The sequence below is a fragment of the Nonomuraea monospora genome, from assembly GCF_039531895.1.
GTDB classification, from domain to species: Bacteria; Actinomycetota; Actinomycetes; order Streptosporangiales; family Streptosporangiaceae; genus Nonomuraea; species Nonomuraea monospora.
Map to the genome: position 1 here is coordinate 185,639 of NZ_BAAAQX010000012.1, position 23,368 is coordinate 209,006.

At 72.5% G+C, this 23,368-nt stretch carries 25 protein-coding genes; 7 read left to right on the top strand and 18 right to left on the bottom strand.

All coding sequences use genetic code 11. From position 1 onward, the window contains the following. Positions 1–16: 16 nt before the first annotated feature. The 6 genes from ABD331_RS24575 to ABD331_RS24600 all read right to left on the bottom strand — a co-directional run bounded on the left by ABD331_RS24575 (position 17) and on the right by ABD331_RS24600 (position 6,136). Positions 17–403 carry a VOC family protein gene (locus tag ABD331_RS24575; protein ID WP_344478859.1) on the bottom strand — a complete coding sequence of 129 codons (387 nt, stop codon included), beginning with the start codon at positions 401–403 and terminating at the stop codon, positions 17–19. A 166-nt stretch (positions 404–569) separates the two neighbouring features. Then, positions 570–2,759, bottom strand: coding sequence for a protein translocase subunit SecD (gene secD / locus ABD331_RS24580; protein WP_344478862.1), 2,190 nt, complete (start codon positions 2,757–2,759; stop codon positions 570–572). A 98-nt stretch (positions 2,760–2,857) separates the two neighbouring features. Continuing rightward, on the bottom strand, positions 2,858–3,226 hold the full coding sequence (locus ABD331_RS24585; protein WP_344478866.1) for a hypothetical protein: 369 nt from the start codon (positions 3,224–3,226) through the stop codon (positions 2,858–2,860). Positions 3,227–3,267: 41 nt separating this feature from the next. After that, on the bottom strand, positions 3,268–4,569 hold the full coding sequence (locus ABD331_RS24590) for a BtrH N-terminal domain-containing protein (RefSeq protein ID WP_344478869.1): 1,302 nt from the start codon (positions 4,567–4,569) through the stop codon (positions 3,268–3,270). A gap of 234 nt (positions 4,570–4,803) precedes the next feature. Further along, complete coding sequence (locus tag ABD331_RS24595) at positions 4,804–5,343, bottom strand: dihydrofolate reductase family protein (protein ID WP_344478871.1); 540 nt, start codon at positions 5,341–5,343, stop codon at positions 4,804–4,806. A gap of 67 nt (positions 5,344–5,410) precedes the next feature. Continuing rightward, on the bottom strand, positions 5,411–6,136 hold the full coding sequence (locus ABD331_RS24600) for a class I SAM-dependent methyltransferase (RefSeq protein WP_344478875.1): 726 nt from the start codon (positions 6,134–6,136) through the stop codon (positions 5,411–5,413). A 139-nt stretch (positions 6,137–6,275) separates the two neighbouring features. Here ABD331_RS24600 and ABD331_RS24605 point away from each other — a divergent pair, with 139 nt between their 5' ends. Then, positions 6,276–7,028, top strand: a complete 753-nt coding sequence (locus tag ABD331_RS24605; protein WP_344478878.1) for a GNAT family N-acetyltransferase — start codon at positions 6,276–6,278, stop codon at positions 7,026–7,028. Here the strand turns inward: ABD331_RS24605 and ABD331_RS24610 are convergent. Both ABD331_RS24610 and ABD331_RS24615 read right to left on the bottom strand, forming a co-directional pair. Then, positions 7,017–7,736: a response regulator gene (locus ABD331_RS24610; protein WP_344478881.1), complete on the bottom strand. Its 720-nt coding sequence runs from the start codon at positions 7,734–7,736 to the stop codon at positions 7,017–7,019. The genes ABD331_RS24605 and ABD331_RS24610 overlap by 12 nt on opposite strands. Before the next feature lie 87 nt (positions 7,737–7,823). After that, positions 7,824–9,056 carry a sensor histidine kinase gene (locus tag ABD331_RS24615; protein WP_344478883.1) on the bottom strand — a complete coding sequence of 411 codons (1,233 nt, stop codon included), beginning with the start codon at positions 9,054–9,056 and terminating at the stop codon, positions 7,824–7,826. Positions 9,057–9,218: 162 nt separating this feature from the next. Between ABD331_RS24615 and ABD331_RS24620 the strand changes: the two genes are divergently transcribed. Both ABD331_RS24620 and ABD331_RS24625 read left to right on the top strand, forming a co-directional pair. Further along, positions 9,219–9,866 (top strand): hypothetical protein, encoded by a 648-nt coding sequence (locus tag ABD331_RS24620; RefSeq protein ID WP_344478884.1) that lies wholly within the window; start codon positions 9,219–9,221, stop codon positions 9,864–9,866. A gap of 167 nt (positions 9,867–10,033) precedes the next feature. Continuing rightward, positions 10,034–11,530: an alkaline phosphatase PhoX gene (locus tag ABD331_RS24625; protein WP_344478885.1), complete on the top strand. Its 1,497-nt coding sequence runs from the start codon at positions 10,034–10,036 to the stop codon at positions 11,528–11,530. A 313-nt stretch (positions 11,531–11,843) separates the two neighbouring features. Here the strand turns inward: ABD331_RS24625 and ABD331_RS24630 are convergent, their stop codons facing one another. The 6 genes from ABD331_RS24630 to ABD331_RS24655 are packed head-to-tail and all read right to left on the bottom strand — an operon-like array spanning position 11,844 to position 16,605. Further along, complete coding sequence (locus ABD331_RS24630; RefSeq protein ID WP_344478887.1) at positions 11,844–12,182, bottom strand: ArsR/SmtB family transcription factor; 339 nt, start codon at positions 12,180–12,182, stop codon at positions 11,844–11,846. Positions 12,183–12,191: 9 nt separating this feature from the next. Beyond that, positions 12,192–12,935 carry a response regulator transcription factor gene (locus ABD331_RS24635; protein ID WP_344478888.1) on the bottom strand — a complete coding sequence of 248 codons (744 nt, stop codon included), beginning with the start codon at positions 12,933–12,935 and terminating at the stop codon, positions 12,192–12,194. Positions 12,936–12,957: 22 nt separating this feature from the next. Next, positions 12,958–13,761, bottom strand: coding sequence for a phosphate ABC transporter ATP-binding protein PstB (pstB, locus tag ABD331_RS24640; protein ID WP_344478889.1), 804 nt, complete (start codon positions 13,759–13,761; stop codon positions 12,958–12,960). A gap of 44 nt (positions 13,762–13,805) precedes the next feature. After that, a complete protein-coding gene (pstA, locus tag ABD331_RS24645) occupies positions 13,806–14,684 on the bottom strand; it encodes a phosphate ABC transporter permease PstA (protein ID WP_344478890.1) in 879 nt (292 codons plus the stop codon). Continuing rightward, positions 14,681–15,631 (bottom strand): phosphate ABC transporter permease subunit PstC, encoded by a 951-nt coding sequence (pstC, locus tag ABD331_RS24650; RefSeq protein WP_344478891.1) that lies wholly within the window; start codon positions 15,629–15,631, stop codon positions 14,681–14,683. Before pstC ends, pstA begins: the two co-directional genes overlap by 4 nt. Next, positions 15,628–16,605, bottom strand: a complete 978-nt coding sequence (locus tag ABD331_RS24655; RefSeq protein ID WP_344478893.1) for a PstS family phosphate ABC transporter substrate-binding protein — start codon at positions 16,603–16,605, stop codon at positions 15,628–15,630. Before ABD331_RS24655 ends, pstC begins: the two co-directional genes overlap by 4 nt. Before the next feature lie 288 nt (positions 16,606–16,893). Here ABD331_RS24655 and ABD331_RS24660 point away from each other — a divergent pair, with 288 nt between their 5' ends. Continuing rightward, positions 16,894–17,322: a hypothetical protein gene (locus tag ABD331_RS24660; protein ID WP_344478896.1), complete on the top strand. Its 429-nt coding sequence runs from the start codon at positions 16,894–16,896 to the stop codon at positions 17,320–17,322. A gap of 16 nt (positions 17,323–17,338) precedes the next feature. Here ABD331_RS24660 and ABD331_RS24665 read toward each other — a convergent pair whose 3' ends face one another. Genes ABD331_RS24665 through ABD331_RS24675 form a run of 3 tightly spaced genes read right to left on the bottom strand, consistent with a single transcriptional unit; the run spans position 17,339 to position 19,507 of the window. Beyond that, positions 17,339–18,061: a nucleoside/nucleotide kinase family protein gene (locus ABD331_RS24665; protein WP_344478897.1), complete on the bottom strand. Its 723-nt coding sequence runs from the start codon at positions 18,059–18,061 to the stop codon at positions 17,339–17,341. A 52-nt stretch (positions 18,062–18,113) separates the two neighbouring features. Continuing rightward, a complete protein-coding gene (locus ABD331_RS24670) occupies positions 18,114–19,310 on the bottom strand; it encodes a cytochrome P450 (RefSeq protein WP_344478899.1) in 1,197 nt (398 codons plus the stop codon). Beyond that, positions 19,307–19,507: a ferredoxin gene (locus ABD331_RS24675; protein ID WP_344478902.1), complete on the bottom strand. Its 201-nt coding sequence runs from the start codon at positions 19,505–19,507 to the stop codon at positions 19,307–19,309. The genes ABD331_RS24670 and ABD331_RS24675 overlap by 4 nt, the downstream gene beginning before the upstream one ends. Positions 19,508–19,691: 184 nt before the next feature. Between ABD331_RS24675 and argG the strand changes: the two genes are divergently transcribed. The 3 genes from argG (at position 19,692) to ABD331_RS24690 (ending at position 22,743) form a co-directional block, all read left to right on the top strand. Next, positions 19,692–21,143 (top strand): argininosuccinate synthase, encoded by a 1,452-nt coding sequence (gene argG / locus ABD331_RS24680; RefSeq protein WP_344478905.1) that lies wholly within the window; start codon positions 19,692–19,694, stop codon positions 21,141–21,143. Between the two features lie 280 nt (positions 21,144–21,423). Further along, the gene (locus ABD331_RS24685) at positions 21,424–22,230 is read left to right on the top strand and encodes an SAM-dependent methyltransferase (RefSeq protein WP_344478908.1); all 807 of its coding nucleotides are present in this window, start codon (positions 21,424–21,426) and stop codon (positions 22,228–22,230) included. A gap of 84 nt (positions 22,231–22,314) precedes the next feature. Further along, complete coding sequence (locus ABD331_RS24690) at positions 22,315–22,743, top strand: ATP-binding protein (protein ID WP_344478911.1); 429 nt, start codon at positions 22,315–22,317, stop codon at positions 22,741–22,743. Here the strand turns inward: ABD331_RS24690 and ABD331_RS24695 are convergent. After that, the gene (locus tag ABD331_RS24695) at positions 22,727–23,329 is read right to left on the bottom strand and encodes a MarR family winged helix-turn-helix transcriptional regulator (RefSeq protein ID WP_344478914.1); all 603 of its coding nucleotides are present in this window, start codon (positions 23,327–23,329) and stop codon (positions 22,727–22,729) included. The genes ABD331_RS24690 and ABD331_RS24695 overlap by 17 nt on opposite strands. Between the last annotated feature and the right edge of the window lie 39 nt (positions 23,330–23,368).

A 23,368-nucleotide genomic window follows, 5' to 3' on the forward strand; every position in this document is an offset into this window, starting at 1 on the left:
GTCGCGGCGCGGCGGGTCACCGGGGGTCGCGGCGCAGCGGGTGGTCGTCCGGGACCTGGACCAGTGCGATGCGGTGGCCGTCGGGGTCGGCGATCCACGCCTCGATCAGCCCCCACGGCTCCTGGCGGGCCTCGCGCAGCACGGTGACGCCCCCCTCGCGCAGCCGCTTCTCCTCCTGCGCCGCGTCGCGCACCTGCAGCCAGAGCTGCATCCCCGTCGTGCCCGCCTCCTGCGAGGACCCGGACAGCTCCAGGAACCCCTGCCCCAGGAAGAAGACCACGCCAGGGTGGTCGGGCGGGCCGAACTCGCGGTAGACGGCCAGGCCGAGGGTCTCCGCGTAGAAACGGCGGCTGCGCGTGGGGTCGCGGGGACGCAACAGCACGCGACTGCTCAGCACCTCCATGCCGAACCTGTTCCCCGCGCCGGGTCGCGGAAGCCCTCGGATCGGGAAAGCCCGGAATCCGGAAGATCAGCCGCCGCTACACCGCCCGGCCGCCGCCGCACCGCCCGGCCGACCGCCGCCGCCCCGATCCACGCGGGGGTGGCGGCGGCCGGCCGCAGAGCGTCCCTTACACCACCGCTCCCGACCCCCGGGCCTCGCGCGCCGCTCGCCGCGGCTTGGCGGGCTCGGGCGCCGGACGCCGGTCGAAGCGGCCGAGCCAGATCGCCGCCGGCCCGGCCACGAAGGCGGACGACAGCGTGCCCGTCACGATCCCCACGACCAGCGCGATCGCGAAGTCCCGCAGCGAGTCCCCGCCGAACGCCATCAGCGCGAGCAGGCTGAACAGCGCGCCGAGCCCGGTGTTGACGGTCCGCGGCATGGTCTGCAGGATCGCCCCGTTCACCGCCTCGGCGAGCGGCTCACCGCGGCGGGCCGCCCACAGCTCCCTGACCCGGTCGAACACCACCACCTTGTCGTTCACGGAGTACCCGACGATGGTCAGCGCCGCCGCCAGGAACACGCCGTCGATCGGTTTGCTCAGCCAGGCGAACAGGCCCGCCACGACGAGCACGTCCACCAGCAGCGCCAGGACGGCGGCGGCGCCGAACGTCCAGCGGAACCTGACGGCGAGGTAGCCGAGCTGCAGGGCCACGGCCACGCCGAGCGCGACGAGGGCGTTGCGGCGCAGCTCCTCGCCCAGGCTGGGCCCGATGAACTCCTCGCTCCGCTTGGTCACCTCGCCCGCCCGCGCCTCCAGGGCCTGCTCGATCCTGGCGACGTCGTCGAGGCCGAGCCGCGCGGCGCGGACGGAGACGCCGTCGTCGCCGGCCTGCACCACCGCCGTGGGGAACCCGGCCCGCGCGACCGCCTCCCCCGCGACGTCGGCCGGGATCGGCCGGGAGGTGGCGAACTCGACGAGCCTGCCTCCGGTGAACTCGACGCCGAAGTTCAGCCCGCGCAGCGCGAGCCCGGCGACGGCGACCGCCACCAGCCCGCCCGCGACGGCCAGCCACAGCTTCGGGCGGCGCATCAGCCGCGGGTTCCTGCCGGTCAGCCAGGTCCTGACGGAGCCGGCGGTGCCGAGCCCGGACAGGCGCGGCCCGACGCGGCCCATCACGGCCTGGGTGAGGACGCGGGTGATCAGCATGGCGGAGACGAGCGAGGCGAGCACGCCGACGGCCAGCGTCACCCCGAACCCCTTGACGGGTCCCGACGCCAGCCAGAACAGCAGCCCGGCGGCGATCAGGGTGGTGACGTTGGAGTCGGCGATCGCGCTCCACGCGTTCTGGAACCCCCGGTCGAGCGCCTTGCGCAGGCCACGCCCCGGCGCCTGCTGGTACTCCTCCCTGGCCCGCTCGAAGACGAGCACGTTCGCGTCGATGGCCATGCCGATGGCCAGCACGAACCCGGCCAGCCCCGGCAGCGTGAAGGTCGCCCCCATCGCCACCAGCGCCGCGTACGAGATCACCCCGTAGCAGAGCAGGGCGGCCACGGACAGCAGCCCGGCCAGCCGGTAGACGGCCACGATGAACACGGCGGTCAGTACCAGGCCCGCGATCGCGGCCCGGGCGCTGGCGTCGATGGCCGCCGCGCCGAGCGTCGGGCCGACCGTGCGCTGCTCGACCAGGTCGAGCGGGACGGGCAGCGCGCCGCCCTTGATGAGCACGGCCAGGTCGCGCGCCTCCTCGTGGGTGAAGGAGCCGGTGATCTGGGCGCTGCCGCCCGGGATCCCGGCGCCGCACGCGATCGACGCGTCGAGCGGCGGCGAGGAGATGACCTCCCGGTCGAGCACGATGGCGATGCGCCGCCGGGGGTCGTCCCGCGGCTGGCAGGCCGCCTCCCCGGTGAGCTCCCGCCAGGCCGCCTCCTCGCGGAACTCCAGGCCCACCCACCAGCCGGGGCCGCGCTGGGGGTCGCTCTGCTCGGCGGCGTCCCGCACGCCGTCGCCGGTGATGGCGGCGGGGCCGAGCTTGAGCAGCCCGCCGTTCTCGTCGCGCACGGCCGACGCGTCGCCGGGCTCGGCAGCGCCGAGCACGGGATGGAAGGCGAGCTGCGCGGTGCGGCCGATGACCTCGGCGGCCTGGCGCGGGTCGAGCACGCCGGGCAGCTCGACGATGATCCGCCGCTCGCCGGAGCGGACCAGGGTGGGATCGACGACGCCGAGCGCGTCCGCCCGCTGGCGCAGCACGTCGAGCGCGCGGTCGGTGGCGGCGGCGTCGGCCTGGACGGTGGGCGAGCTCCTGGACTCGAAGACGAGCTGGGTGCCGCCGCGCAGGTCCAGGCCCAGGCGCGGGGTGCCGGCGAGAGTGACTGCCAAGGAGATGACGATGACGGCGCACGCCGTCACCGCACGCCAGAACGGCGCACGGAACATGGAAGCCTCCACAGGCTCTGATCGATCAGGGGTGAGGGTCGTCAGTGCCCTGTGGAGGGAGGCGCCCTGGCCGCCGCGGCCTGCGGGCGGCGTGCCGTGGGGACGTCCTGGGGCCGCTGCGGGACGACGGCGGCCCAGCCGGGGCGCACGCCGGGGAGGCCGGCCGCGAGTGTGCCGGCCGGGCTTCCCGTCGTGCCGCCCTGGCCGGGCCAGGCGCGCAGCTCCGGAGCGGGGTGCGGGAGCTGCCGCGCGCCGGAGTGCTGCTGCTCGGCCCGCCAGGCAGCGGCGGTGACAGTGGTGATCTGCTGGGTGACCTGCTGAGTGACCTGCTGGGTGACCTGCGCGTGCGTGGTCGCGGGCAGGAACCACGACAGGAGGAGGAGCAGGACGGCGGGCAGCCTCTCGCGCATGTGCCCCCCTCCTCCGGAGCCTCCAACCCTAACGCGCCCGATCAGGCGACGAGCGCGGCCAGCCTGGCGATCGACTCCCGTTCTGCCTCGTGAATGGCGGCCACCCGAGCGCTGAGCGCCCCGAACAGCGGCCCCGTGTCACCAGCCGCCTCCAGGACGTCGTTCGCGGCGGCACGCGCCACCGCCAGCTCCCGCGCCACCTGGGCCGCCTCCTGCCCGCCGGCGCTCCCGTCCGCCATGACGCTCTCCTTGACAGCGGCGGTCAGCTCGCGCACCCTGCCCAGCTCCGGCACGTCCGCGGGCAGCGCCGCCTCGGCCAGGTCGTGCCACAGCCCGTGGATCTCCCTGAACCGCCCGGCCAGCCCCGCCAGCGCGGGACGGTCGAGCAGGGCGGCGGCCTCGTCGAGCCCGTCGGCGAACAGGTCGCGCAGGTTCCCGCCGTCCACGCCCACCGGCTCGGCCCCCTCCCAGACGGACAGGAGGGCGTCCGCCAGCCCGCGCCGGTCGGCGAACACCTTCGGCCACGCCTTCGCGTTGCGGGTGTCCACCAGCAGCCGCGCCCACTTGCGCCAGGCGGGCAGCGAGAAGGAGTCGGAGGCGGCCGACAGGTGGGCGGCGCAGTCACGCAGCCCGTCGAGGGCCGCGGCGGCGAGCGTCGCCTCGTCCGGCTCGGCGTCGCCGAGAACGTGCAGCACGTTGCGGTAGGAGCCCACCCTGGCCCGCGCGGCGTCGAACCTCTCGCGGGGGACGCGGATCGGCGCCCGGCCGCGGTCGTCCACGAGCACCGCGTCCTGGTCCTCGTCCAGCCGGTAGGCGACCATCGGGTGGCCGCCGTGCCCGTCCATCGCGGCGGGCAGGTGCCAGTAGCCCGCGTGGTAGCGGTCGGGCAGGACCACGCACGGCCGGCCCGCCGCCAGCTCGGCCGCCAGCCGGTCGCTCGCGCCGCGCACGCCGGACGTGCGGTGCTCCTGGTACGGCACCCCGAGCCGGCCGAGCGTCTTGGCCATCCACCGATCGTGGTACTGCCACTGGTTGCGGAACCCGAGCACCACGCAACGGGACCCGTCGTGCTGGAACTCCCACAGGATGTATCCGGCGCCGATCCCGCCACCGGCCAGGAACACCAGCGGCTCTCCGACGTCCACGCCCTGGTTGGCGAGCACGGCGGCGATGGCCGCGCTGGACGGGTGCCGCCCGCCGGTGAAGCGCCAGCCGCCGTCCGCCGCCTGCCCGTCCCGCGCGGCGGCGGGGCCGGCGACGTGCTGGCGGGCCGCGGTGTAGCTCTCGCCCGTCTTGGCCATGCGCGCCCTGACGCGCGCCTTGAGCTGCTTCTTGCTGGTCATGTACGGCTCTTCCCGCGGCCTTCGCCACCGGCCCGGCCCACGCCCGCGGCCCGTGGCGGCCGCGAAGGGATCGCCGGCCGTTCGACTGCGGGCTCCCGAGGCGCGTGGAGTCCCCTTTGCCTCCGCGTCCGGCGGGCCGCGTGGGGACCCGCTCTGGAGGTTCGGCGGGAGAGTGCCGCCGGTGCAGCGGATGCTAGTACACGGCGGCCCAGGACGGAATCCCCGCGGGCTCGGCTACGCCTTGGGCCCGTAGGTCAGGACGACGATGCCCGACTTGAAGCGGGTCGTCTCCAGCAGGTCGAAGTGGGTGAGGTCGAGGCCGTCGAGCAGCCGCTCGCCGCCGCCCGCGACGACGGGGAACATCCACAGGTGCAGCTCGTCGATCAGCTTGTGCTCGATCAGGGTGCGGTCGAGCGTGCCGGTGCCGTACTTGAGGATGCTCTGCCCCTCCTGCTGCTTCAGCGCCGTGACGGCGGCGGCCACGTCGCCCTCGATCAGGTTGCCGTTCCACGCGGTGGCCTCCTTGAGCGTGGTGGAGGCCACGTACTTGGGCAGGCCGTTGATCCGGTCGGTGTACTCGTCGCCGGAGCGGGCGCCCCACGCCTCGGCGAACCCTTCGTACGTCTCGCGGCCCAGCAGCAGCGCGTCCGCGCCGAACAGCAGCTTCGCGGAGTAGCCGTTGTGCTCCTCGTCCCAGTACGGCTGGCCCCACACGTGCGGGTCGCTGATGACGCCGTCCAGCGTGACGAAAGTCGATTCGACAAGCTTCCTCATCGGGTGCTCCTCAGGTCGTCTCTTGTTGCCGATGAGTAAAGTGTGGCGGGAGCCGCTTACGATTTTCTTACGGCCGCTCGGCGAGGAACACGAACTCCATGCCCGGCCGGTCGGGCGCGTCCCTGACCTCGCGCAGCACGTAGCCGCTCGCGGCCAGGTCCGCCTCGACCTCCTCGCGTTCGCGGAAGCGCAGCGTGGAGTGCGAGGTCAGCACCTCACCGTCGGAGGCGAAGACGACGGTGGTGCGGAAGGTCACCAGCGGGCCGCTGACGTCGAGCAGGTCGTGCCACTGCTCGACCTTGCCGACGCCGGGGATCTCGACCGCCTGGTACGTCTCCTGCCTGGTCCAGCCGAGCCAGGCCCGCCTGGCCGGGTCGCGCGTCTCGAACACCAGGTGCCCGCCGGGGCGCAGCGCCGCGTGCACGGCGTCCAGCGTGGCCCGCCAGCCCTCCGGCTCGACGATGGCCTGGGCGGCGTTGCCGGTGATGGTGGCGAGGTCGGCCCGCAGCGGCGGCACGTCCGTGGCGTAGCCGTGGATCCAGTGCACGCGCTCGCCGCCCGGCTTGGCCCTGGCCACGTCGAGCGAGGCCGCGGCCGGGTCGACGCCCGTCACCTCGACGCCGCGGGCGGACAGCAGCAGCGCGAGCGTGCCCGTGCCGCAGCCGACGTCGAGCACCCGGCGCGCGCCCAGCTCCCCGGCGATGGCGGCGTAGACGTCCAGGTCGCCGCGGTCGGGGTCGAGCGGGTCGTAGACGGCGGCCAGGCGTACGTGCTCGAAGATCGCGTCAGGCATGCGGTCACGATAGGCGGCCCGGCGGGGGCGGCGCGACCAGATAAAGCGACGTGGGCGGGGCGCTGGGCGGCTATCCTCCTTCGATCATGAGCTTCACGATGACCGACGCACCGTCCCACTTCACGCCGGGTGCAGCCCGATGAGCGCCGCGGTGCACGCCTACCTCAGGGCGGCGGCCGAGCCGGGCGCGCGGCGGGCCGGGCCGTTCCTGATCCGGTTCGACGAGCACGACGACGCGCCGCCGTTCAACTACGCCGTGCCGGACGACGGCCTCTCACCGACGGCGGACGAGGTGGCCGCGCTGGTGGCGGCGTTCAGGGAACGTTCCCGCGTGCCGCGGCTGGAGTACGTGCCGCAGACCTCGCCCGGCGTGGAGGCCGCGCTGCTGGCCGCCGGGTTCGTGGCCGAGGGGCGTTACCCGCTGCTCGTGTGCCCGCCCGAGGCGGTGGTGGGCGCGCCCGTGTCCGCGCGGGTGGAGGTGCGGCTGGTGAGTGACGACGCGGCGTTGTGGGAGGTGGCGCGGGTCATGAACGAGGCGTTCGGGGCGCCGGAGGCGAGCGAGCACGACGTGGCGCGGCTGCGGCGCGTCCTCGACGGCGGGGGGCTGGTGGCCGCCGCCGTACAGGATGGGGAGAACGGCGGCGAGGTGGTGGGCAGCGGGCAGCTCGGCCGGCCGCACGAGGGGGTCGCCGAGGTGGCGGGCATCGCGGTGCTCCCGCCGTACCGGCGGCGCGGCATCGCGGGCGCGGTCACCGCGCTGCTCACCCGGGAGGCGGCCGGGGCCGGGGTCGGCATGCCGTTCCTCACGCCGGGCGACGACGCGGCGGCCCGCGTGTACGCCCGCGTCGGCTACCAGCGGACGGGCGAGGTCCTGCACATCTCACTCCCCTGAGCCGTTCGGGGAGGTGCGCCTGGACACCCAGACCGCGAGCTGGGTGCGGTCGCGCAGCCCGAGCTTGCGCAGGCAACTGGAGATGTGGTTCTTGGCGGTGCCCTCCGTGATGTGCAGGCCGCGCGCGATCTCCCGGTTGGACGCCCCCGCGCCAATGAGCAGCGCGATCTCGTACTCGCGGTCCGACAGCCCGCCGGGCGGCTCGTGGGGCGGCGTCACGGGCATCGGGGCGGGCAGCTGGGCGGCCGTCGGGGCGGGGGCGGCGCGCAGCAGGGCGACGAGCCGCTCGCTGGCGGCGCCGCCGAGCACGGTCTCGCCGCGCGCGGCCCGCCGGATGGCCGCGACCAGCTCGTCCGGCGGGATGTCCTTCAGCAGGTAGCCCTTCGCGCCCGCGCGCAGGCCGCCGAAGATGTAGTCGTCGTCGTCGAACGTGGTCAGGATGACCGGCGCGACCTCGGGGAACCGCGCGCGCAGCCGGGCCACCAGCTCGACGCCGTCCATGCCGGGCATGCGGGCGTCCACGAGCGCCACCTGGGGCCGCCCGCCGTCCGCGGTGCTCGCCAGCCAGGTCAGCGCCTCCTCGCCGCCGGCGGCGCTGACGGCGATCTCGATGCCGGGCTCGATCTCCAGCAGCTTGCGCAGGCCCTCGCGCATGAGGATCTGGTCGTCCACCAGCATGACCCGGATCACCGCCGCGTCCTCACTCATCACTTCGGCACCGCCGCGTCCTCGGGCATCGCACCGGCACCGCCGCGTCCTCGGGCGTCGCACCGGCGCCGGCCGTGTTCGCGCCCATCACACCGGCACCGTCGCGCGCAGGGTGAAGCCGCGGCCTGAGCCGGCGCTCACGTCCAGCTCGCCGCCGACGCCGCGCAGGCGTTCGCGCAGGCCGTGCAGGCCGGAGCCGTTCGACGTGGCCTCCGGTCGCGCGCCGGAGCCGTCGTCGGAGACCGTCACCTCGACGCGTTCGTCGGTGCAGTCGAGCGCGACCTGGACGTGCCGCGCGCCCGAGTGGCGCAGGGCGTTGGTGAGCCCTTCCTGGACGACCCGGTAGCAGACCAGCTCGCGGCCCTCGTCCACGTCGGGCCAGGTGCCGTGGAGGGTGAAGGCGACGCCGGTGCCCGCCGAGCCGAACGACTCGGCCAGGGCCCGCAGGGCGTCGGGGCCGGTGCGGCCGTCCATGCGCAGGGGCTTGAGCGCGCGCACCCAGCGGCGGGTGTCGGTCAGCGCCTCCAGGGTGAGCGCCTGGGCCTGGCGTACCTCCTCCCAGGCGTCGTCGGGCCGGGCGGTGCGGTAGCGCTGGGCGTTCTGCAGGCCGACGTTGATGACGGTCAGGTAGTGGCCGACGGAGTCGTGCATGTCGCGGGCCATCCGGGCGCGTTCCTCGGCGACGGCCAGCTCGCGGGAGCGGGCCGCGTACTTGGCCAGCTCGGCGTGGGCCTTCTCCAGGTCGGCGAGCAGGCGGCGGGTCTCCTCGGCGCGCGAGCTGTACTGCAGCAGCGCGGTGACCAGGACGAGCAGCACGAGGCACAGGCAGGTGGTGAGTACGCCGTTGACGACGGCGCCGAGCACGTCATGGGCGGGGTTGAGCAGCCCGGTGAGGAGGCCGAGCCCGCCGGTGACGGCGGAGTAGCAGAGGGCGCCGCGCACCCCGAGCACGACCCGCGCGTTCGCCACGGCGATGCCGACCATCAGCAGGCCGGCGAGCCCTCCCCCGGTGGCGACCAGCAGCGTCATGCCCAGGAACGCCACGGTCGCCGCCTTGCGCCGCGCGGGCGCGCCGCGCTGCCAGGGCAGCAGCGGCCACAGGGCGATCACCGGCAGCAGGGCGGCGCCCGCCGTGTAGAAGAGCGCCTCCAGCAGCGGCCAGCGCGCCGTCACGACGTCGAGTGAGCGCAGGGCGGCGACGAAGTTGACGGCGAGCAGCCCGGCGGAGCCCCAGAAGAACACGCTGAACACGAGGGGCGGCCGGTCGTCGGTGAACCGCACCCAGCCGTCCAGGTCCCGGATCGATCGCGCCTGGCGCATATGTCGGAGCATAACCAGCCGTCCGCGCGCGGGGCAGCGTGCCGATGGTCATGTATCGCTGGTCATATCAAGACATGACCGGCAGGTGCCGCACGCTGGATGTCCGCGCCGATCGCCCGAACCTACGATCGCAGCACACCACATCGAGGAAGAGGGGCAGGCATGCAGGCGGTGGAGCGGCGAACGAGCGGAATGCCGTGGGTCGGCGTCCTGGTGACCGTGCTCAGCGTGCTCGCCATGGTCGCGATCTCCCGTGCCGTGTACGACTCCCTCCCGGAGCTGGTCACGACCCGGGAGCCGCGGCCGGGGCAGACAGGCACCCAGGTGCCGAGGATCGTCCTGGCGACGGCGATCCCGGTGACGATGGTCCTGCTCGGCACGCTCATGGCCGGTCTGACCGTGGCCGCACACCGCCTGCGCCGGCTGGTGCCGCCGGCGCTCCTGTCGCCGTCCCGCTCGACGAGCCTGGTCCTGGTGGTGCTGCCGCCGTTCTTCGTCGTCGTCCACGGCGGGCTGCTGCTGAGGACCGCCGGGCACGACTTCCCGCTGGAGGTGAGCGTCACCGTGGCGCTCGGGCTGCTGATCGCGGGCCTGGGCAAGGCGCGGCCCCTGTTCGATCCGCTGCGGTTCGTGCCGGGCGTGGAGCGGGCCAGGCACTTCGGCGGGCACGGCCTGATCGCGGTGGGCGGGTGCTGTGTCGTCGGCGCGTTCTTCCTGCCGCCCATGTTCGTGTCGGTGGCTGCCGCCTTCGCCGCCGGGGCCGTCTCCTTGGCGACGGTGCTGGTGCCGCTGGCCAGGCTGCGCCACTGATCGTCAGGGTGGGGGCCGCTGGTGAGCCCGTACGGGATCGACGGCGTGCCACCACCAGCCCTGGGACGAACGGCATAAATGGGCCCTCTCGGCACGCAACCCTCCGTTTACTCTGACGGCAGCACTCGTTCATCGAACGCTTCTGCCCTTGTCCCGAGGGGAGCACCATGACCGAGCTCGACCGCCGTTCCTTCCTCGGCCGCGGCCTGGCCACCACCGGCGGGGTGCTGGCCAGCGGCATCGCCATCGAGACCCTCACGGCCCACGCCGCGTGGGCGGACGCGGGCCGCCCCGCCACCCATCCCGGCGAGACGGGATACGGGCCGCTGCGCCGCACGCCCGCCAGGAACACCGGCGAGGAGTTCCTCGCGTTACCCGCGGGCTTCTCCTACGTCGTGCTGAGCAGGAGCGGCGACCCCATGACCGACGGCGTCGCCACCCCCATCGCGCACGACGGCATGGCCGCCTTCCCCGGGACCCGCCGCCACACCGTCCGCCTGATCCGCAACCACGAGGTGCGCACCACCCCCGGCTCCCCGGTCGGCCGCGTGCACGTCGAGGGCTCGCAGCGCTACGACGAGCTGGGCGTGGGCGGCACCACCACGCTGGAGGCGGACCTGCGCAGCGGCGAGGTGCTGCGCCACTTCGTCAGCCTCAACGGCACGATCGTCAACTGCGCGGGCGGCCGCATGCTGCACGACCGTGGCTGGCTGACCTGCGAGGAGACCACCGCGGGCACGGTGCAGGGCTGGCAGCGCAAGCACGGCTACATCTTCGAGGTGCCGCTCGACGGCCCCCGCCCCGGCACGCCCGCGCCCTCGCAGCCCCTCACGGCGATGGGCCGCTTCTCGCACGAGGCCGTCGCGGTGGACCCGCGCACCGGGTACGTCTACGAGACCGAGGACGAGTCGGGCAGAGCCGACGGCTTCTACCGCTTCCGCCCCAGGAACCCGCGCGACCTGGCCGCCGGCGGCGTGCTGGAGATGCTCAAGATCAGGGGCGTGGACGGCTACGACTGCCGCGAGGGCCAGACCATGGGCGCCCGCCTGCCCGTGGAGTGGGTCCGCATCGACGACCCCGACCCCGACCTGGAGAACGGCGCCACCCCGTGCACCCTCCAGGGCCTGGCCAAGGGCGGCGCCAAGTTCAACCGCCTGGAAGGCTGCTGGTACGGCGACGGCAGCGTCTTCTTCAACTCCACCAGCGGCGGCGACGCCAAGAACGGCGACCCGCCCAACGCGGACGGCTACCTGGAGGGCTACGGCCAGGTCTGGCAGTACGTCCCCGGCCGCCGCGACGGCGGCACGCTGGTGCTGGTCTACGAGTCGCCGGGGCGCAGGGAGCTCGACTCGCCCGACAACCTCCTGTTCACCCCCAGGGGCGGCATCGTGCTGTGCGAGGACGACGCCAGCTCGGCCGACGCCGACCCGCACCCGCTGGCCCCCGGCCTGGCCAACGTGAACCGGCTGATCGGGCTGGACCCGCGTAAGGGGCAGCCGTTCGAGTTCGCGGTGAACGTGGCCGACGACAGCGAGTTCGCGGGGGCGTGCTTCAGCCCGGACGGCTCGGTGCTGTTCGTCAACAACTTCGGCGACTCGGTCTCGCTGGACCCGCCGGGCCGCACGTACGCGATCCGCGGCCCCTGGCACCGCGGCCCGCTCTGACGCGCCCCCACGGGTGGACATCCCCTTCCGGCCCGTCGAGGATGGACGCATGCCGATGGGCGGAAGGCCGCCTCTCTCCCGGGCCGCCGCCGTGCGGCGCGCCCGGCGGCTGCGGGCCGTGGCGGACCCCGTACGACTGCGCCTGCTCAGCGTCCTGCTCTGCGACGAGGACGGCCGCGCGTTCGGCCGCTCCCTGGGCCGCCACCTCGCCGTCCTGCGCGCGGAGAACCTCATCGAGCCGTACGGGACCGGCTACCGCGCCACGCGGGCGGCCAGGGAGCTGTTCCCCCTGCTGACGCGCCTGGCGGAGACGTCAGGCGATCAGCCCGCGCAGCCCGTCGAGCCGCTCGGGGACCACCGCGTACCACGCCCACTTGCCGCGCTTCTGCCTGGTCAGCAGCCCGGCATCGACGAGGATCTTCAGGTGGTGGCTGACCGTGGGCTGGCTCAGCCCGAGCGGCGCGGTGAGGTCGTTGACGCAGGCCTCCCCCGCGGGGCTGCCGATGATCAGGCTGATGAGCTGCAGCCGGGTCGGGTCGGCGACGGCCTTGAGCGCGCCCGCCAGTTGCTCGGCCGCTGATCGCGTCAGCGGCCCGGGGATCACGTCGCTCGGCTGGTGCTGGTCGGTCGGCGGGATCTCGTCGGGCTGCACCGGCCCAGTTTAGTGAGCGATCGGCGGCGGCGAGTGAGGCCCGCGCCCGCCCGCCGTGATGCGGTAGCCGATGCCGCGCACCGTGAGCAGGATCGCGGGGTGCTTCTCGTCGTCGCCCAGGCGCCGCCGCAGCCGCTTGACGTGCACGACGATGGTGTTGTTCGGCGGTCTGCCGTCGCTGCGCCACACCTGCCGGGTGATCTCGTGCTTGGTCACCGCGCGGTCGGCGTTCTGCATGAGGAAGCGCAGCAGCTCGAACTCGCGCAGCGGCACGTGCACGGGCTCGCCGCCGACGCGTACGACGTGCGCGACCTGGTCGAGCTCGATGTCGCCGACCCGCAGCAGCGGCACGGCGGCGCCGCCGTGCGCGGCCCGGATCAGGGTGAGCAGCGCCCGCACCCGGTAGGGCCTGGCCACGCAGGCGGTGGCGCCGGCGGCCAGGGCCCGCATGGCGATGTCGGCGTCCTCCGTCCCGGTGCCGAGGATGATCGGCAGGACGGGCAGCGTGCGCCGCACGCTGTTGATGAGCGTCACCGGGTCGACGCCCGGCAGGCGCGCGCTGACCACGAGCACGTCGGGCGGGCGCGCTCCGACGCTGATGAGCGCGCTGGGGCCGTCGGCGGCGCGGACGACGGTGATGCCGTGGGCGGCCAGCTCGCGCAGGTCCTCGTCGGGGTCGGCGACGAGGAGCACCGGCGCGTCGCAGGACGCGCCGGGCGGGTCCGGTCGTGGTGCCGCCGTGGCATGGGTCAAGGCTGGTCGCTCCCTTCCCCGGTCAGCCGAACCGCCCGGTGATGTAGCCCTCGGTACGCTTGTCCGCCGGGTTGCTGAAGATCCGCGCGGTGGCGTCGAACTCGACGAGGCGCCCGTGCCGCTCCCCGCGCTCGTCCACCTCCGCGGTGAAGAAGGCGGTGCGCTCGGAGACGCGGGCCGCCTGCTGCATGTTGTGGGTGACGATGACGATCGTGTAGTCCCTGGACAGGACCTGCATGAGGTCCTCGATCTTGGTGGTGGCGATGGGGTCGAGCGCGGAGCACGGCTCGTCCATGAGGATGACGTCCGGCTTGACCGCGATGGCGCGGGCGATGCACAGCCGCTGCTGCTGGCCGCCTGACAGGGCCAGGGCGTTCTGCTTGAGCTTGTCCTTGACCTCGTCCCACAGGGCCGCGCGTTGCAGGGCCTCCTCGACCACGTCGTCGAGCCCCTTGCGGCGGCCGTTGACGCGCGGCCCGTAGGCGATGTTGTCGTAGATGGACTTGGGGAACGGGTTCGGCTTCTGGAAGACCATCCCGATCCTGCGGCGCACCTCGATCGGGTCCACCTCGTCGCCGTACAGGTCCTCCGTGTAGTAGAGGATCTTGCCGGCGATGCGGGCGTCCAGGATGAGGTCGTTCATCCGGTTGAGGCAGCGCAGCACCGTGCTCTTGCCGCAGCCGGACGGGCCGATCAGCGCGGTGATCTCGCGCGGCGCGATGCGCATGTCGACGCCGCGCACGGCCTCGTAGGCGCCGTAGAAGACCGACAGGTCCTCCAGCGTGAAGACCGGGTCGAACAGATCGGGCAGTTGCGACGGAGCCATGTGCTTCTCGGATCCTGTGGTCAGGTGCGCGGACACGGCAGGGTTCACCACCGCTTCTGTGAGCGATTGCGGACGTAGATGGCGATCGAGTTCATCGTGATGATCACGAGGAGCAGCAGCACGATCGCCGCCGAGGCCAGGTCGTGGAACGCCTCGCGGGACTGGCTGATCCAGCCGTAGATCTGGATCGGCAGCACGGTGTAGCCGCTGAGCAGGCCGTCCGGGACGTACGCCACGTAGGTCAGGCCGCCGAGCAGCAGCAGCGGCGCCGCCTCGCCCGCCGCCCTGGACAGGGCCAGGATCGAGCCGGTCGCCATGCCGGGGACGGCCGAGGGCAGCACCTGACGCCAGATCGTCTGCCACTTGGTGGCGCCCAGCCCGTACGAGGCGTTCCTGATCTCGCCCGGCACGGCCCTGATCGCCTCCCGCGAGGCGATGATCACGATCGGCAGGACGAGCAGCGACAGCGTGATCGACGCGGTCAGCACGGTGGTGCCGAGCCCGAACCCCCTGGCGATGACGCCCAGGCCGAGGATGCCGTAGACGATGGACGGGATGGCGGCCAGGTTGGCGATGTTCAGCTCGATCAGCCGGTTGTACCAGCGGCGGTGGTCGGCGTACTCCTCCAGGTAGATCGCGCCGAGGATGCCCACCGGCAGGCAGATCACCGCCGTCAGCCCGATCACCCACAGGCTGCCGAACAGCGCCGATCTCGCGCCCGCCCGCTCAGGCCGCCTGATCGACGGGAAGTTCTCCCACAGCCGGGGGTCGAGGCGGGACCAGCCCTTGTGGACGACGTAGCCGAGCAGCGTCACCAGGAACGCCACCGCGACGGCCAGGCACAGCCGCAGCAGCAGCTTGAAGGCCAGGTCGCCCCAGTTCACCCCGCGCCGGGCCAGCAGGCGCCGCTGGGTGGCGGTCATTCGTACACCTCCCGGTACCGGCGGACCAGGCGGGCGCTGATGACGTTCATGACGAGCGTGATGAGGAACAGCAGGGCCCCGACCGCGAAGATGGTCTTGTAGTCCAGCGAGCCGGTCGGCAGGTCGCCCGAGCCGGCCTGGGCGATGAAGCCGGTCATCGTCTGCATGGCGTCCAGCGGGTTGAGCGACAGCGCGGGCTTGTTGCCCGACGCGATCGCCACGATCATCGTCTCGCCGATGGCGCGGGAGACGGCCAGCACGAACGAGGCCACGATGCCCGACAGCGCGGCCGGCACCACCACGCGGACGGCGACCAGGCGGGTGGAGGAGCCCAGCGCGTACGCGCCGTCGCGCAGGCCGCCCGGCACCGCCGCCATGGCGTCCTCCGACAGCGACGCCACCGTGGGGACGATCATGACGCCCATGACCAGGCCCGCCGCCAGGGCGTTGAAGATGTCCGGTTGCAGGCCGGGGGGCAGGTACGCCTGAAGGGCCGGGGTGACGAAGCGGAGCGCGAAGAAGCCGTACACGACGGTCGGCACGCCCGCCAGCACCTCCAGGACCGGCTTGAAGACGCCGCGGGTGCGGGCGTGGGCGTACTCGCTGAGGTAGAGCGCCGCGCCCAGCCCCAGCGGGATCGCCACCACGACGGCGATGAGCGTGATCAGCAACGTCGCGCCGACCAGCGGGAGCACGCCGTAGGCGGCCGGCTCGAAGAGCGGCGCCCACTCGGTGCCGGTGAAGAACTCCACCGGGCTCACGGCCTCGAAGAACTCCACCGTGGGCGGCACCAGCGAGACCACGATGCCGACGGTGGTGGCCACCGAGACCAGCGCGGCGGCCACCAGCACCACCCGCACCGCGTTCTCGCCGTAGCGCGTGCGCGCCCTCCCCAGCGGCCCTGGCGAGCCGGTCGGGGAGGGCGTCGTGCCGCCGGTCGCGCTCATCCGCCGGCCGCGGCCTTCAGCTTGGTCAGTGCGCCCTGGAGCAGGCCCTCCTGCTCGGGGTTGAGCGGGATGAACTTGGCGTCCTCGGCGATCCGCTTGTGGTTGGCCACGAAGTACTCGACGAAGGCCAGCACCTCGGGCCGCTTGAGGGAGGCGGCCTTCGGATAGATGAACAGCGGCCGGGACAGCGGCTTGTACGTCCCGTCCTGCGCCGTCTGGGCGCTCGGGCCCACGCAGCCGCCGCCGCTGTCGATCTGCACGGCCTTGAGCTTGTCGGCGTTCTCCTCGAAGTAGGTGTAGCCGAAGTAGCCCAGGCCGCCCTTGGTGCCCGCCACGCCCTGCACGACGACGTTGTCGTCCTCGCTCGGGCTGTAGTCGGTGCGGCTCCTGCCCTCCTCACCGACGATCACGTCGGTGAAGTAGTCGAACGTGCCCGAGTCCGTGCCGGGGCCGAACAGCTTCAGCGGCTCGTCCGGGAACTTGGCGTCGATCTGGTCCCAGCTCGTCACCTTCGAGCCGGGTGACCACATCTTCTTGAGCTGGTCCACGGTGAGGCAGGTCGCCCAGGTGTTGTCCTTGTGCACGACCACCGTCAGCGCGTCGTTGGCGACCGTGAACTCCGCGTAGGAGACGCCCTTGGCCTTGCACGCCGCCACCTCCTCTGCCTCGATCTGCCGTGAGGCGTTGGAGATGTCGGTCTCGCCGTTGCAGAACTTCTCGAAGCCGCCGCCGGTGCCGGACGTGCCGACCGTGACCCGTACCTTGGCCTGCTGCTCGGCGAACAGCTCGGCCGCGGCGGTGGCCAGCGGCGCCACCGTGCTGGAGCCGTCCACCTTCACGTCGCCCGCCAGCTCCCGGGCCGGCTGCCCCGAGTCCTCCCCTTGCCGGGCGGGCGTCTGGTTCCCGCCGCCGCAGGCGGCGAGCACGAAGACGCAGGCCGTCGCGGTCAGCGCCGTCCGCATTCGATTGCTCACGATGCATCCTTCGGCTCGTCACGAGCCCGGCCTGGGACCAGGCTTCCGTATCCCCCGCATTCGCATCGAAGAACGTCAATGTGAACGTCCGGGAAACGGCGCTTGAGCGTGCGCTGAATTCATCGATGACCGTCTATTTGATCCATTCGGGAATCTCGGGCGCCTAACATCACAGTGGGCAAGCCTTTTGTGGCGGCGAGTGTCACAACTGCCTTCTTGCGCAGGGGTACGGGCAGAGGCGGACACTCGGAGGGAACACCCACATACCCGGCCAGGGGGTGATTCCCTGTGCACGACGGGTTCGAATCCCGTGAATCATGGCCTTTCGAGTGCCTGCGGTGCCTGTACGTATGGGAGGAGGACTACGTCGTCCGTCACCTGACCGACGACCACGGCAACGAGGTGGACATCTGGCTCACCTCCGGCGTGCCCGTGCAGCCCCCCTGGTCAGGGGCGAGCTGCCCGGCGTGCGGCGCCTACCACCTCACCTCGTTCCCCACCGGCTACCTGGCCCGCCACCCCGAGCTGACGGCGGCGCCCGACCCGGTGCCGCTGGCGAAGGTGCCGGTGGTGCCCGTCAACGAGATCGACCTGCCGGCCGCCATCCGCGCGCCGCTGCCGCGCCGCCTGCTCATCGCGGTCGGGCTGCCGGTGGTCGCGTTCGTGGGGTACGAGCTCTACCAGTACGTGCTGGGGCCCGCCGTCCCGCACCACTGAGGTCTCACAGGCGGGCTCAGGGGGCCAGGGCCAGGGCGTCGATGTCGACGTGGAGGTCGGCGCAGGCGCGGGTGGCGCGGATGGCGGCGGCGTTGGGCTCGTCCACCTCCGCCACCCAGCGGACCGCCTGTTCGGGGCTCTTGCCGAACTCGACGTGCCGCCGGGTCAGGCGGTCCAGGCGGACGCGGTCGTCGAGGTCGGCGTACCAGACCTCGGTCATGGCGGCCCGCACCTGCCGCCAGGGGTCCTGCGTGGAGAGCAGGTAGTTGCCCTCGCTGACGACCACCCGGGCGTCCGGCGGCACCGGGATGGCGCCGGCGATCGGCTGCTCGAGGTCGCGGTCGAAGGACGGGGCGTACACGGTGGTGCCGGTCTCGGTGCGGATGCGGCGCAGCAGGGCCAGGTAGCCGTGGCCGTCGAAGGTGTCGATGGCGCCCTTGCGGCCGAGCCGTCCGAGGCGGTCGAGGGCGACGTCGGCCAGGTGGAAGCCGTCCATCGGGACCCAGACGGCGGGCAGCCCGGCCGCGGTGAGCGCCGTGGCGAGCCAGCCCGCCAGCGTCGACTTGCCCGCGCCAGGACAGCCCGCGATGCCGATCACCACCCGCTCGCCCACACCGTCCGGCCCAAGCCCGCGCTCGCCACCGGCGCCCGGCCCAAGCCCGCACTCGCCCTCAGCGGGCGGTTCTCCCCCGGCGGCCAGGGCGCGCACGCGCTCAATCAGCCGCGCCCCATCGTTCACGGGGCTTCCCCTTGACGCACGCAAGCACCTTAACGGCGTGCGAGGGCCGGGGTCACCAGGTGACGGGCAGCTCGTAGACCCCGTACACCTGCCCGTCGTGCTTGAACGGGACCCGGTCCAGGCCGGTGGCCAGGGCCAGGGTGGGGATGCGCCGGTACAGGGTGCCGTACACGACCTGCAGCTCCAGCCGGGCCAGCGGCTGGCCGAGGCACTGGTGCACGCCGAAGCCGAACGCGACGTGGCGGCGGGCGTCGCGGGTCAGGTCGAGCTCGTCGGGAGAGGGGAAGACGCCGGGGTCGCGGTTGGCGATGTCGTTGGCCATGATCATGCCCTCGCCCGCGCGGATGACCTGGCCGGCGATCTCGATGTCGGCCAGCGCCACCCGGCGGCGCCCGCTGTGGGTGATGTTCAGGTAGCGCAGCAGCTCCTCGACGGCCCCCGCGACCACCTTGGGGTCGTCGGCGTCGCGCAGGAGGGCGAGCTGGGCGGGGTTCTGGAGCAGGGCCAGGGTGCCGAGCGCGATCATGTTCGCGGTGGTCTCGTGGCCGGCGATGAGCAGCAGCACGCCCATCTGGGCGGCCTGCGAGCGGGTCAGCTCGCCCGCCTTGACCCGCCCGGCCACCTGGGACAGCAGGTCGTCGCCCGGGTGGTCGAGCTTGGCGCCGACGAGCGTGTCCAGGTACTCGAACAGCCGGCCGCCGGCGGCGGCCCGCTCCTCGGCGGTCACGTTCCGCTTGATGATCGTCTTGCTGTTGTCCTGGAAGAAGTCGTGGTCGGCGTACGGGACGCCGAGCAGCTCGCAGATCACCAGCGAGGGCACCGGCAGGGCGAACGCCTCCACCAGGTCCACCGGCTTGGGCCCGGCCAGCAGGTCGTCGATCAGCTCGTCCACGATCCGCTGGACGGCCGGCCGCATGCCCTCCACCCGCCGCACCGTGAAAGCGCCCTGCACCATGCGGCGCTGCCGGTGGTGCTCGGGGTCGTCCATGAGGATGAAGCTCAGTGACCCGCCCTCGGCCCTGGGCGCGGACAGCGGGTAGCCGGGCCGGGTGACGTCGGCGCTGACCTGGGGATGGCCGAGCAGCGCCTTCTGCTCGGCGTGCGTGGTGACGAGCCACGGGGTGCTGCCGTCCCACAGCTGCACCTTGGTGAGCGGCCCGTCCTGCTGGAGGGCCTGGATGCGCGGCGGCGGGTCGAACGGGCACCGCTCCGCCCTGACGCCGGGGAACTCGGGCAGCGTGTCGGTCATGCCCGCTCGCCGGCCTCGATCGCGCCCGCGGGGCAGACGGCGGCGGCCTCGCGGACCTGCGCGTGCTGGTCCTCGCCCGGCTCGGCGTCCAGGAGGATCACGATGCCGTCGTCCTCACGCTGGTCGAACACCTCCGGAGCGAGCAGCACGCAGTTGCCCGCGCCGCAGCACTTGTCCTCGTCGACGGTGACCTTCATGGTGTTCCATCCTCTGACATCTGGTCTGACCCGGCATGACCCCTCTGGTCGGCCCCAGCCAACCAGGCGGCTCCGCTTCAGTCAAGCAGTTGATTTAAATTTTGCCAGGCCCGTCGGAGAGGGCGACGCGCCGTCGAGGGGGTGGATTGAATGGTCATGCATTCATGTGTATATACTTCTACTCGTGTCCAAGATGCTCACCTCCCTCCCTGTAGGCGAACGCGTCGGGATCGCCTTCTCCGGCGGCCTCGACACCTCCGTGGCGGTCGCGTGGATGCGCGAGAAGGGTGCGGTGCCCTGCACCTACACCGCCGACATCGGCCAGTACGACGAGCCCGACATCGCCTCGGTGCCGGGCCGCGCCTCGGCGTACGGCGCGGAGATCGCCCGGCTGGTCGACTGCCGGGAGGCCCTCGTGGAGGAGGGTCTGGCGGCGCTGGCCTGCGGGGCGTTCCACATCCGCTCCGGCGGCCGCACCTACTTCAACACGACCCCGCTCGGCCGCGCCGTCACCGGCACCCTGCTGGTGCGCGCGATGCTCGACGACGGCGTGCTGATCTGGGGAGACGGCTCCACGTTCAAGGGCAACGACATCGAGCGGTTCTACCGCTACGGGCTGCTCGCCAACCCGTCCCTGCGCATCTACAAGCCGTGGCTGGACGCCGACTTCGTCGCCGAGCTGGGCGGGCGCAAGGAGATGTCGGAGTGGCTGCTGGCCCGTGACCTGCCCTACCGGGCGAGCACGGAGAAGGCCTACTCCACCGACGCGAACATCTGGGGCGCCACCCACGAGGCCAAGAGGCTGGAGCACCTGGACGCCGGCATCGAGATCGTCGAGCCGATCATGGGCGTGCGGTTCTGGGACCCCGAGGTGGAGATCCTGGCCGAGGACGTCACGATCGGGTTCGAGCGGGGCCGTCCCGTCACCGTCAACGGCAAGGAGTTCGCCTCGGCCGTCGATCTGGTGCTGGAGGCCAACGCCATCGGCGGACGCCACGGCCTCGGCATGTCCGACCAGATCGAGAACCGCGTCATCGAGGCCAAGAGCCGGGGCATCTACGAGGCGCCGGGCATGGCGCTGCTGCACGCGGCCTACGAGCGGCTGGTCAGCGCCATCCACAACGAGGACACCCTGGCCAGCTACCACACCGAGGGCAGGAAGCTGGGCCGGCTGCTGTACGAGGGCCGCTGGCTGGACCCGCAGTCGCTGATGCTGCGCGAGTCGCTGCAGCGCTGGGTCGGCATGGCGATCACCGGCGAGGTGACGCTGCGGTTGCGTCGCGGCGAGGACTACTCGGTCCTGGAGACGACGGGCCCGGCGTTCAGCTACCACCCCGACAAGCTGTCGATGGAGCGCACCGAGGACGCCGCGTTCGGCCCGCTCGACCGCATCGGCCAGCTCACCATGCGCAACCTCGACATCGCCGACTCGCGCGCCAAGCTGGAGCAGTACGCCGGGCTCGGCATGGTCGGGCACCAGACGCTGCTGGGCACCACGCAGGTCGCGGCGACCGGGCTGATCGGCGCGATGCCGGAGGGCGGGGCCGAGGCGATCGCCGAGCGCGGCGAGGACGCCGAGGTGCCCGACGACGACCACCTCGTGGACCAGGCGGCGATCGAGGTCGGCACCGACTGACGATCCAGGTCGGCACCGACTGACGATCGAGGCCAGTACCGACTGACGCACGAGTAACAATCACCTCTGCCGGGTATGTCCCGCCCGGCAGAGGTGCCTTGCCACAACGATGCACCGGCCAAACATTTCCAAGACAACCGGTCTAGCGTGTTGTCATTGACTGGAATTGTTGGAACATATGGTTCGAGTCATCGAGTGAGGTCCAAAGATCGCTTACCGGAATGAAGGTAGCGGCGAGGGGAAAGGGGCAACGCTCATGCACCAGCGTGCCGTCCGGAACTTGGCCAGCCTCGAAACCACGCAGGCCAGAATCACCCGCATCTTCGACGCGGCGGCGGGCGGGAAGAACCATTTCCTGGCCGACAAGGACACGGTACGCCATTTCGATCAAGCAGCCCCCGCCCTGACCACGGCGGCCCGCGCGGTGCTCGACTTCCTCACCCGGGTGATCCGCCATCTGTCGGCCGAAGGCGTCGACCAATATCTGATCGTGGGCAGCGGCATTCCCACCGGCCCGGCCGCCGGGCAGGCGCTGCACGACGCGGCCCGCCAGGGCTGCGAGGCCCAGCCGCGCGTCCTGTACGTCGAGAACAACCCGATGGTCGTCACCATGGCGCAGGCCACCATCGAGCCCTTCACCGACCTGGTGCGAGTGGTCGAGGGCGACATCCGCGAGATCGACGAGGTGCTCAGGGACCGCGTGGTCAGGACGTTCATCGACTGGGACCGTCCCGTGGCCGTGCTGCTGCTGTCGACCTACAGCCTCAACGACGACGAGTACGCCCACTACGTCGTCAAGCGGCTGCGCCACACGGCGGCGGGCGGGAGCTTCCTCGGCCTGCTGCACACCACGTTCGACGGCATCCCCGCCGAGCTGCTGCCGGCCATCCGCGACCTGCTCGCCATGACCCTGCCGCACCTGGCGATCCGGTCGAAGGACGAGGTCGCGGCCCTGCTCGAAGGGCTCGACCTGCTGGCGCCCGGGCTCGTCTGGGTCCCCGACTGGCGCCCCTGTGACGACGACCTCGCCTGCCGCGAGGAGCCCACCACGTCGGGCAACTACGGCGCCGTCGCTCGCATCCCTTGAGGAAACTTCTCTGCCACGCATTCACAAAACTGAAGGCGAGCGCTTATCGTGGGTGTGGGAGCGCTCCCAATTCCGAGAGACGTGATGCGTATGGCCCCCCACCTGGCCGCTCATGGCGGTTCCGCGACCGCCTCGCAGGCCCGCGCGGTGGAGTACCTGCTGCCGTCCGCACCCGCCGGAGTCGCCGAGACCCGCTCCCTGGTCCGGGCGCAGCTCACCCACTGGGACCTCACCCACCTCACCGACGACTGCCTGATCATCGTCAGCGAGCTCGTCACCAACGTCATCCGGCACGGCGGCTCCGCCTACACACTGCGGCTGGAGGACAGGGCCGACCGGCTGTACGGGGAGGTGTTCGACCCGGGCGACGGGGTGCCGTTCCAGCGTTCCCCCGGTGTGGACGCTCTCTCCGGGCGGGGGCTGCAGATCGTCGGGGCCATCGCCGACGAATGGGGGGTCGCGCGGGCGGCCAACGGCAAGTTCGTGTGGTTCACGGTCAGCCGCACCGGCTGAAACCCATCGCGGGGCGTTCTCGCAGGATGCGGATGAGCAGGCCGGTCAACTGCTCGCGCTCGGCCTCGCCGAGCGGCGCGAACCACTCCCCCTCCCGCCTGGCCTGCTCCGCGAACGCCTCTCGCACGGCCTCCTCCCCCGCCCCGGTCAGCGCCACCACCACCGCCCGGCCGTCGCCCGGCACCGGCCCGCGCTCCACCAGCCCTGCCCGCTCCAGCGTGTTGACCGCGTTCGTGACGGCGGAGCGGGACATCGCCGAGATCTCCGCGAGGCGGACCGGCTGGGTGGGGCCCAGCAGCCACAGCTTGAACATCAGCCGAAAGCCAGGCAGCGTCCAGCCGCGCGGGCGGTGGATGCGGGTCTCCAGGTCCGTCACGAGCAGGTAGGCGAGCTGGAGCAGGTGGTAGGCCAGCGCGAACGCCTCCGGGTCGGCGGGGGCGGGCATCGCGGCCAGCCGCTCCCGCGCGTACGCGGCGTACTCGAGATCGGCCGGCGCGGCTTGACGCAGGCCGGGCGAGACGGCCTGCGGGAGGTCGGGCGGGGCGGCGTGCGGCAGGTCGGGCGGGTCGGCTTGGGAACGGTTCACCGGTCAAGTCTTGCGTAGCCGGACACGTACCCGAGATAT

What these genes read in the sequence shown, in the direction of transcription:
- ABD331_RS24675 (WP_344478902.1), bottom strand. Translation starts at nt 19,507, where the DNA reads ATGAAGGTCACCGTCGACGAGGACAAGTGCTGCGGCGCGGGCAACTGC.
- ABD331_RS24620 (WP_344478884.1), top strand. Translation starts at nt 9,219, where the DNA reads ATGCAGGCGGTGGAGCGGCGAACGAGCGGAATGCCGTGGGTCGGCGTC.
- ABD331_RS24690 (WP_344478911.1), top strand. Translation starts at nt 22,315, where the DNA reads ATGCGTATGGCCCCCCACCTGGCCGCTCATGGCGGTTCCGCGACCGCC.
- ABD331_RS24670 (WP_344478899.1), bottom strand. Translation starts at nt 19,310, where the DNA reads ATGACCGACACGCTGCCCGAGTTCCCCGGCGTCAGGGCGGAGCGGTGC.
- ABD331_RS24590 (WP_344478869.1), bottom strand. Translation starts at nt 4,569, where the DNA reads ATGACCAGCAAGAAGCAGCTCAAGGCGCGCGTCAGGGCGCGCATGGCC.
- ABD331_RS24600 (WP_344478875.1), bottom strand. Translation starts at nt 6,136, where the DNA reads ATGCCTGACGCGATCTTCGAGCACGTACGCCTGGCCGCCGTCTACGAC.
- ABD331_RS24575 (WP_344478859.1), bottom strand. Translation starts at nt 403, where the DNA reads ATGGAGGTGCTGAGCAGTCGCGTGCTGTTGCGTCCCCGCGACCCCACG.
- ABD331_RS24615 (WP_344478883.1), bottom strand. Translation starts at nt 9,056, where the DNA reads ATGCGCCAGGCGCGATCGATCCGGGACCTGGACGGCTGGGTGCGGTTC.
- ABD331_RS24595 (WP_344478871.1), bottom strand. Translation starts at nt 5,343, where the DNA reads ATGAGGAAGCTTGTCGAATCGACTTTCGTCACGCTGGACGGCGTCATC.
- ABD331_RS24625 (WP_344478885.1), top strand. Translation starts at nt 10,034, where the DNA reads ATGACCGAGCTCGACCGCCGTTCCTTCCTCGGCCGCGGCCTGGCCACC.
- ABD331_RS24585 (WP_344478866.1), bottom strand. Translation starts at nt 3,226, where the DNA reads ATGCGCGAGAGGCTGCCCGCCGTCCTGCTCCTCCTCCTGTCGTGGTTC.
- pstC (WP_344478891.1), bottom strand. Translation starts at nt 15,631, where the DNA reads ATGAGCGCGACCGGCGGCACGACGCCCTCCCCGACCGGCTCGCCAGGG.
- ABD331_RS24610 (WP_344478881.1), bottom strand. Translation starts at nt 7,736, where the DNA reads ATGAGTGAGGACGCGGCGGTGATCCGGGTCATGCTGGTGGACGACCAG.
- ABD331_RS24605 (WP_344478878.1), top strand. Translation starts at nt 6,276, where the DNA reads ATGAGCGCCGCGGTGCACGCCTACCTCAGGGCGGCGGCCGAGCCGGGC.
- pstA (WP_344478890.1), bottom strand. Translation starts at nt 14,684, where the DNA reads ATGACCGCCACCCAGCGGCGCCTGCTGGCCCGGCGCGGGGTGAACTGG.
- pstB (WP_344478889.1), bottom strand. Translation starts at nt 13,761, where the DNA reads ATGGCTCCGTCGCAACTGCCCGATCTGTTCGACCCGGTCTTCACGCTG.